Origin of the sequence: Streptomyces sp. NPDC048696 (genome assembly GCF_043198895.1) — a bacterium.
Classification (GTDB): domain Bacteria; phylum Actinomycetota; class Actinomycetes; order Streptomycetales; family Streptomycetaceae; genus Streptomyces.
In genome coordinates this window covers 595630-603616 of sequence record NZ_JBICVJ010000002.1, presented here as the reverse complement: position 1 = coordinate 603616, position 7987 = coordinate 595630, and the positions used below count along the sequence as shown (strand labels likewise).

The 7987-nt window shown below is 63.8% G+C and carries 3 protein-coding genes and 1 pseudogene; 3 read left to right on the top strand and 1 reads right to left on the bottom strand.

Annotated elements, in window-relative coordinates; all coding sequences use genetic code 11:
- A pseudogene (locus ACGFRG_RS05730) lies at positions 1-1886 on the top strand (hypothetical protein); the annotation flags it as partial.
- A 355-nt stretch (positions 1887-2241) separates the two neighbouring features.
- A complete protein-coding gene (locus ACGFRG_RS05725) occupies positions 2242-2370 on the top strand; it encodes a hypothetical protein (protein WP_393261668.1) in 129 nt (42 codons plus the stop codon).
- A 191-nt stretch (positions 2371-2561) separates the two neighbouring features.
- On the opposite strand, the gene ACGFRG_RS05720 is transcribed toward ACGFRG_RS05725, so the two are convergent.
- Positions 2562-5966 (bottom strand): hypothetical protein, encoded by a 3405-nt coding sequence (locus ACGFRG_RS05720; protein WP_393261666.1) that lies wholly within the window; start codon positions 5964-5966, stop codon positions 2562-2564.
- A 528-nt stretch (positions 5967-6494) separates the two neighbouring features.
- Between ACGFRG_RS05720 and ACGFRG_RS05715 the strand changes: the two genes are divergently transcribed.
- Positions 6495-7625: an ISAs1 family transposase gene (locus ACGFRG_RS05715; RefSeq protein WP_393261663.1), complete on the top strand. Its 1131-nt coding sequence runs from the start codon at positions 6495-6497 to the stop codon at positions 7623-7625.
- Positions 7626-7987: the final 362 nt, after the last annotated feature.

Genomic DNA, 7987 nt, shown 5'->3' with positions numbered 1-7987 from the left:
AGCCGATCGCGCTCACGCCGAAGAACTTTGCCCCGCCGGGTGCCGCTTTGGCGACCGGGCGTCAGGCTAATGACCAGCTCGATGTGTTCGTTGTGGGTAATGACGGTGTGCTGTATGTGTTGTGGGAGGCGAATAACAGTGCCTGGTCCCAGCCGATCGCGCTCACGCCGAAGAACTTTGCCCCGCCGGGTGCCGCTTTGGCGACCGGGCGTCAGGCTAATGACCAGCTCGATGTGTTCGTTGTGGGCAGTGACGGTGTGCTGTATGTGTTGTGGGAGGCCAACAACAGCGCATGGGCCCAGCCGATCGCCCTCAGCCCGGCGCGGTTCGCGCCGCCCGGTGCCGTCGTCGCCAGTGCCTATCAGTCGTTGACCCACGACTTCCACCAGCTCGATGCGTTCGTCGTCGGCAACGACGGTGCGCTCTACGTCACGTGGGAGCAGAACAACGGTCCCTGGTCCGCCCCGGCGAGGATCACCGACGGCCAATTCGCCGCACCTGGCGCCCCGGTCTCGGCAGTGAAATACGACCACGGCTACGCATCGGTGTTCGTGCCTCGTGCAGACAAGAGTCTCTGCGAATTCCGCATGCTGGAACAGTCCGGGAAATGGACCGGTCCCAACGTGCTCTCTGCCCCCGGGACGGTCGCCCCCACGGCGCGCAGCGCGGTCATCCACTATTCGACCAATGCGGATGGTCCCGACGTACTCACAGTGATCAAGTCGTTCTTCAATATCGTGGGACTGCTCTACGTCAGAGGGGATCTGGCAGGCAGTACTCAGGTCGCGCTGGAAGCTGTCCAGACGCTGCGCCCGCTGACGGCCGACAACCCCGGCTACCGGCGCCAGCTGGCGGAGTGGGAGGTGTCACCCACCGTGGCCTGCCTGGCCGCCGCTGCCCGCTGGGACGAGGCCGTCACTCTCGGGGAGGAGTCGATCGGCCTCTACCAGAAGCTCGCAGCCGAGAATCCGGGCGACGACGAGCTCGCCTACCGCATCTCCTGGGCCTCCATCGAGGTGGCCAGCAAATGGTGGGCCAAGCCTGAACTGCAGACCAGGGCGACCGATCTCTCGCTCAGGGCGATGGAGAACTTGCGGACTCTTTCTGCACGCAATCCCGCTTACCGGCGTCAGTTGGCGCAGTGGCTGGCCTCGCCGACGACGGCCTTCCTTACGGCCGTTGGCCGTTGGGATGAAGCCGTCGCCATGGCCGATGAATCCGTCGGTTTGTACCGTAAGCTTCTCGCGGAGAGTCCTGGCGACGATGAGCTTGCCTTCCAGTTCTCGGCGTCGGCGGTCGATATGTCTCTGCATCTGTGGGGCAAGCCTGAACTGCAGGGCAAGGCTCTCGACCTTTCGCTCAGGGCGATGGAGAATTTGCGGACGCTTTGTGCGCGGAGTCCTTCGTACCGGCGTCAGTTGGCGCAGTGGCTGGCCTCGCCGACGACGGCCTTCCTTACGGCCGTTGGCCGTTGGGATGAAGCCGTCGCCATGGCTGACGAATCCGTCGGTTTGTATCGCAAGCTCCTCGCAGAGAACCCTCGCGATGATGAGCTTGCCTTCCAGTTCTCGGCGTCGGCGGTCGACATGGCCCTCCATCTGTGGGGCAAGCCCGAACTCCGGCCCAAGTCGATCGACCTCGCCATGGGAGCGATGGACAGTCTCCGACCGCTCGCCGCGCGAGTGCCCCGCTACCGCCCTCAACTTGCCGACTGGCTCATCTCACCGACCTCCGATTTCCTCATCGGTACCGGACAGAAGCCACGCGCCATCCCCGTCGTCCAAGAAGCCATTGACCTCTACACGCCACTCAGCGCCTCGGACCCTGCCGCCTACGGGCCCAAACTCGCCGAGGCCAAGAAGAGGCTGGCGGCGCTGCAGACCTGATCAGCCGAGCAATGACGGACGAGGATTTCTGGAACTTGGATCCGGGACCGGGCCCACGGCCGCAGCGAGACACGAACTGTGCGGGCGCTGACCGTCACCGGCCTTTGGCCTGGGCTTCCCGCACCTGGCGCAGGCCGCTCGCATCCACCGCTGGCGGCGGGTGGAGACGACCGGCAAGGTCTCCCGCGAGACCGTCTACGTCATCACCGACCTCACGTCGCAGCAGGCATAACCGGCAAGGATCGAACAACTCGTACGCGACCACTGGACCATCGAGAACCGTGAGCACTACGTACGCGATGTGACCTTCGGGGAAGACACATCACGGGTCCGCACCGGACACGGTCCGGAAAACATGGCGACCTTCCGGAACCTGGCCATCGGCACGCTCCGCAAGGCCGGCTACCGCTACATCCCCGACGGGCTCCGCGACGTCTCCTACCGCCCCTTCACCGACCCACTGGAGCTGCTGGGCATCGGCTGACCTGCGACTTCGCAACATCACCGTGACTATGAATCAGCCCTGACCTCTCAGCAGGTGCCGCCCTTACGGCGCTGGGTCGTGCGAGCTGAGTGCGGCTACACCCATCGTCTTAGCTATCGGAAGACGAGGAGTCGACGTAGCGCCTCGGCATGGAGGTCAGCCGACAGCTGCACCTGCGGTATCACACGATACTAGAGATCTCGGACGGTCGGAATACGCCACCCCGCAGTTCCGGGCCGCAACCAAGCATGGCTGATGGACGAAAATCGGTGGTCCGGAGAACTTCGGGATGGGTTGTCGATCGGGTGGCTCCAGTCAAGATGTCCGCCCATGTCTTGAAGTCGCCAGTAGGGGATCCATGGTGCCAGCTCACGCTGTTGGTGGGTGATCGACCGGAGAATTTCGGTGATTGGTTCGTGCCCAGGATTTTGATCATTGATGGAGACGGCTGAGACTGCGGCGGTTGTGTTGGCAATGTGCCATCCACCGGTTCTGCCTACGCCCTCCAGTCTTGAGCGTAGCTGCTGACAGGCTTCATAAAAGTCATTTTCCAGCACCGAGATCGCCTGCCAGTTCTCTACTTTCAGGGCATCGCTCGATAGGGACTGTAGCAGCAAAGTCCGGAGGGGTTTGACCCATTCGTCAGTCTCATCTAACACGCTGGCCAGGTCCTTGAGGCTTATGTCTGCCATGTAGGGGAGCGAGTGTCTGACGAGGTCAAGAACACGCTGACCGTTGGGTCTGTCCGGCGAGTTTCGCGTCGAATCGTTGGCAACGTTGACGACCCCGCCAAGGAGTTCGAGCAGGAGATGATCGGTCCAACCCACCGTGGTCTGCGTGCATCCCACTAGCGGAGCAGGAAGGAGCACGAGTCGCCCTGCGGCGACCAGCGGGAGCGCCTCAGTCGCGAGCAGGCGACTCACGGCGGGGGGCACGAGATTCGCCCATGATGTGGCGGGCACCCAATCTTCCCCCAGCACAAGCCCTCCCATGGCGATGTAGTAGCCATGCCCGCCGAACGCACCAGGTCCGCCATAATCGGCGCGTTGTGGAATCATGACCATCTCGCCGTTTAGCTCGCCTTTCCACTTGACAACGACGGTGTCGAACAGGGGGCAAAGGACCCGCGTCCAGTTCCTGATCTCGTCCAGGGTTCTGGCATCGACAGCGATCGCGGCATGGGGCTTCGCCCGTAGAGCCGCTGCAACTCGCGTAAAACCACCGCGACCCCAGAAGTCGAACAATCCCGATTGTGGACTGCGGTCACCATCGTCGCCCTTCCAATCTCGCCACCACGCCGCGAGAGGTGCAAATTGTTCTGCCACCGTCGAGCGGAGCCCCTGGCTCCGCGCAGAGCTCGCGATCTCTTTGGCCGCGGGTGATGCCAGCCATCGTGCACTGGGCAGGACCGTATTCTCCAGATAGGCCGTCAGGTCCTCTGCTTGCTGTCTCGTCGGTCCCGCTGCGCGACCGTCCGCGAGTAATTCGCAGACGGTTCGACTGGCTTCCTCGCTCCGACCGGCTCGAAGGAGGCTATGTGCTTCACCCAGCCAAGCCGGCATTCCCACCTCGGCCGCGAAGCGTGGAAAGCGCATAGCCGGTGCTGTCCGCACCTGCCTGAACAAGGATGTCGCTTCGGTCAGCAGGTTGAGGTCGAATCTCGCTCGTCCCAACGACCACCGAATATCCGCGAGGTAATCGTCTGGGTTGCCCTGCAGGCGATGTCGCTGTTCGGTTGCAAACTTGATCCCGTGCTCAAGCATCAACGCTGCCTTCCGTAACCCCTCGGTGGCAGGTGTGTCGCCTCCGGAAGAATTCGCAAGACGCAGAAGAGTGTTGCCACTTGATTGGTAGACCAGTGCCCGAAGGGTCTCCCATCCTGAGCGTTCAGGATGTTCGGAAGGCAAGGCACGGACTTCCTCGGCCCACCCATTCGACAGGTCCAGATACTGATGAGCGGCGAAGGGATCGTCCGCAGCCGCAGCGAGTTCGGCAAGCATTAGGGCAAGGTTGCAGAGAGTTGTTGGCGAGCCGATGATCTCGGCAAGCTTGTAGCGGAGCCCGCCGAGGCTCATGGCTTCCGTTAGCAGGCCTTCATGGATGAACTCGTTGGTAACCTCATCGACGGCCATACCTATCCGATGGACCGATGTCGTATTCTCTAAAGCCTTTAGCACGACTTGGCGAAATTCAGCAATATCATCTACTGTCGAAAGTCGAGTCACGTATTTGGTGCGTAGCCAGCTCGCACCCAGCACGACTCTAGAGTCGTTGTCCGAACACGTTTGCATGACCGCGGCAACCGCGTCGGCGAGGTATGCGGCTTGGAGCGGAGCACCGCCTGCACGGTAACCAGCCAGAAGGACAACCAGTGCGGTGACCTTGTGCTGCTCGTTGCCTTCTTGGCCTGCCAGTTCGAGAGCACGACGCGCCAATTGGATGGTCTTGCCCGGATCGCCGTCAAGGTTCGAAGCCAGGGCCCTTTCCACCGCAAGATCAGCCGCGTTGGCTCCGAGCTGCTCACTAACGACGAGATGTTCGTCGACTCGTTCTCGTTTCGCCACCCACTCGCGCTTGTTGCGGTCCTGAGAGTGCGCGAGCACCTCGATAAGTCCACGGGCGGCATGCGTCCGCGCACGCACCTCAAGTTGACTGTTTGAGGCTGTTACTGCGAGGCTGACCGCTGCCTCGTATTGCTCAACTGCTGCTGGTAAGTCACAGGCCAGACTTCGATCCCGACCCTCATTTATGGCCACCTCGGCCAAGTCCTCTGGACCGGGCGCGGTACGCCCGTCAGACTCCAGTGACGTGGTCCCGGCGGTGTCGGGCACCGGGGCGTGGCCGACTAGAGGGCGGACGATCTCAGTGATGAACCGCTTCACTTGCCCATACACCAGGGAGTCACGGTCGACCGGTTTGCAGATGGTGGTGTGGTCGGCGTCCACGGGGATCGGCCGGATACCGGCGAGGCCAGGGTTAGCCGAGCTAGCGTCGACCACCCGCACACCCTTGGTGCGGGATGTCTCGAAAAACACCAGGTTGCGGATCTCCGACGTGGCGGCCCAGTCTCGGTAACGGTCGTTGAGTTGCCTTAGGTGGGCGCTGTTGCGCTGGAGGTTTTTCAGCGCAGCGGTAGGCCGGTAGACGACCCCGAGTGCGTTGACCACCGCGGTCAGGCTCGAACCGGTGTGCGGGGTCCCCAGGAACACCACTCCCCGAGCGGCCTTCGCGAACTCCGCGTAGTCGGTGTAGCCATCGGCCGCATGCAGCAGGATCTCCTTGGCCAGCAACCCGCCCATGCTGTGGGTAATGAAACACAGAGGCCGGCGCCCGATACCCCGGTTCTGTAGTTGGGCCATCAGGTTGACCGCCCGGTCTTGCATCGGCATCGCATGACCCCGCCATCCCGTCGACCATGCCTCGTAGTCCACCGACCACACCGCCACACCGGCGAAGTCCTCAGCCAGCCATCCAGGCCAGAACGATGAGGGATCTTTTCGTGTCCACGACTTCCGGGCGTCACCGTCCAAACCGTGCAGGAACACCACATCCAGCACGGCCGACTCCGGAGAACTCACCGACACGACCTCGCCCAAGCCCCGACTCTCCCACCCGCGAAACCAGCCCGGACACCGACGCACTGACGACCGCTCCCACGCCGACGACATCCACATGCGGAGACGACAGTGCCGACAAACAGCCGCCACCGCAACTCATTGTCACTAACTGTCGCCATCCCGCCAGAGACTGTTACAACAGAAGCCGCGTCTTGGCGCTCAGAACACCCAGGTGCAGACGAGGGCACGGAAAATCCCCTGTAGGCAGAGGCGCCGGAAGCCACGAAAACCCGTCAACCGCAGGCGCCGCCCGAGCAAGTTGCTCGGGTGCGGTCTTCTCGGTGAGGGGGTGGGGCAGGGCTGTTCCAAAGTCTTGGAGGGTGGCGAAGGTGCTGGTCACGGGGTGGTGACGATGTCGGTGGGGGCTGCTACGAACAGATCCAGGCTCCCGTTGTGGACGGATGACCTTGCCAGTCGTCGTCCAGAACCGGAGCCTCGATGTGCCGTCAGTCTGCCACCGTCTGCCTCGTCAAGTCGCCTTCGCTGGCGGGGTGTACGGGGCTGTCGTTGACGGAGCGTCGGCTGGTCAGGCTGCCGGACCCGCGCCATCGCCGGGGCGTGCGTCACCCGTTGTTGGCGGTGCTGCTGATCACCGCGTCCGCTGTGGCGGCGGGCGCGCGCTCGTACACGGCGATCGGGCAGTGGGCCCGCAGCGCCCCGCAGCCGACCCTGGCCCGGTGTGGTGCGCGTCTGCTGGCCTCGCTGAACGTGCGGATCGCGCCGAGCGGGTCGACGATCCGGAGGATTGTCTGTGCCGTCTGCCCGGGCGGCCTGGCCGACTTGACCGGCGAGGCTCCCGTGGGGGCGGGGTCGGTTGCGGTGGACGGCAAGAGCGCCCGCGGCTCGCGCACTGATACCGCGCCCGCCGCCCACCTGCTGTCCGCCGTCATCGGCGCCGGCCGCATCGTCAGCCAGCTGCGGGTGCCCGGCAAGACCAACGAGATCTCCGGGTTCGCCGCCCTGCTGGCCCCGCTCGACCTGACCGGCACCGTGGTGACCGCGGACGCCCTGCATACCCAACGCGAGCACGCGAAATGGCTGGTGGAGGTGAAGAAGGCGCGCACTACCTGCTGGTCGTCAAGGGCAACCAGCCGAACCTGCAGACGGCGGCCAAGGCCCTGCCCGTGGAAGGAGGTGACCGCCCGCCGCTATGACCGCGAGCGCGGACACGGGAGACGCGAGACCCGCTCGGTGCGCACACTCACCGTCACCGGCCTCCACCTGGACTTCCCGCACGTGGTCCAGGCCGCGAAGATCCCGCGACACCGCACCGACCTGAAGACCGGCAAGGTCACCCGGCAGACCGTCTACGCGATCACCGATATGACGCCACGTGAGGCATCACCCCAGGCCATCGGTCGACTCGCCAGGTCACAGTGGGGCATCGAGGCCGTCCACCACGTCAGAGACGTCACGTTCATCGAGGACGCCTCCCAGGTCCGGACCGGACACGGGCCGGAGAACATGGCCACCCTGCGCAACCTCGCGATCAACAAGCTCCGCGAGCACGGCCACACCAACATCGCCGCCGCCCTCCGCAAGCTGTCCTACGAACCCTTCACCCGCCCCTCGACCTCCTCGGCATCACCCCGTGACCAGCAACTACACAAACATCAAAGGACTTTGGAACAGCCCTGACGTCCGGGGTGACGACGCGCCAGTAGTTTCCGTACCGGTACCCCGTACCGGCTGACGGACTGGGGCCGGACGCGGGTTGCGACCCGGATGCCGCCGTGTTCTCCGGACCGGCCACCGAATACGACACCGGAGCTTTTGACGGATTGGGATCCGGCGGTAACTGGAAGCTGATGCTGTTCCCACGCCCGTGAGAACAGCCAGGACAGCGCCGGCGGCCATGTGCCGCAGCGCCGAGAAAGTGCGTATGCGTCTCATTGATCCTCCTATTTTGGTGCGCATGTTCGAATCAATCCACCATGCGCACCTCCCGAGCCATAGACGCGAGTTCGCCATTTCACCCACGCGTCCCTCGTGCGGTCACA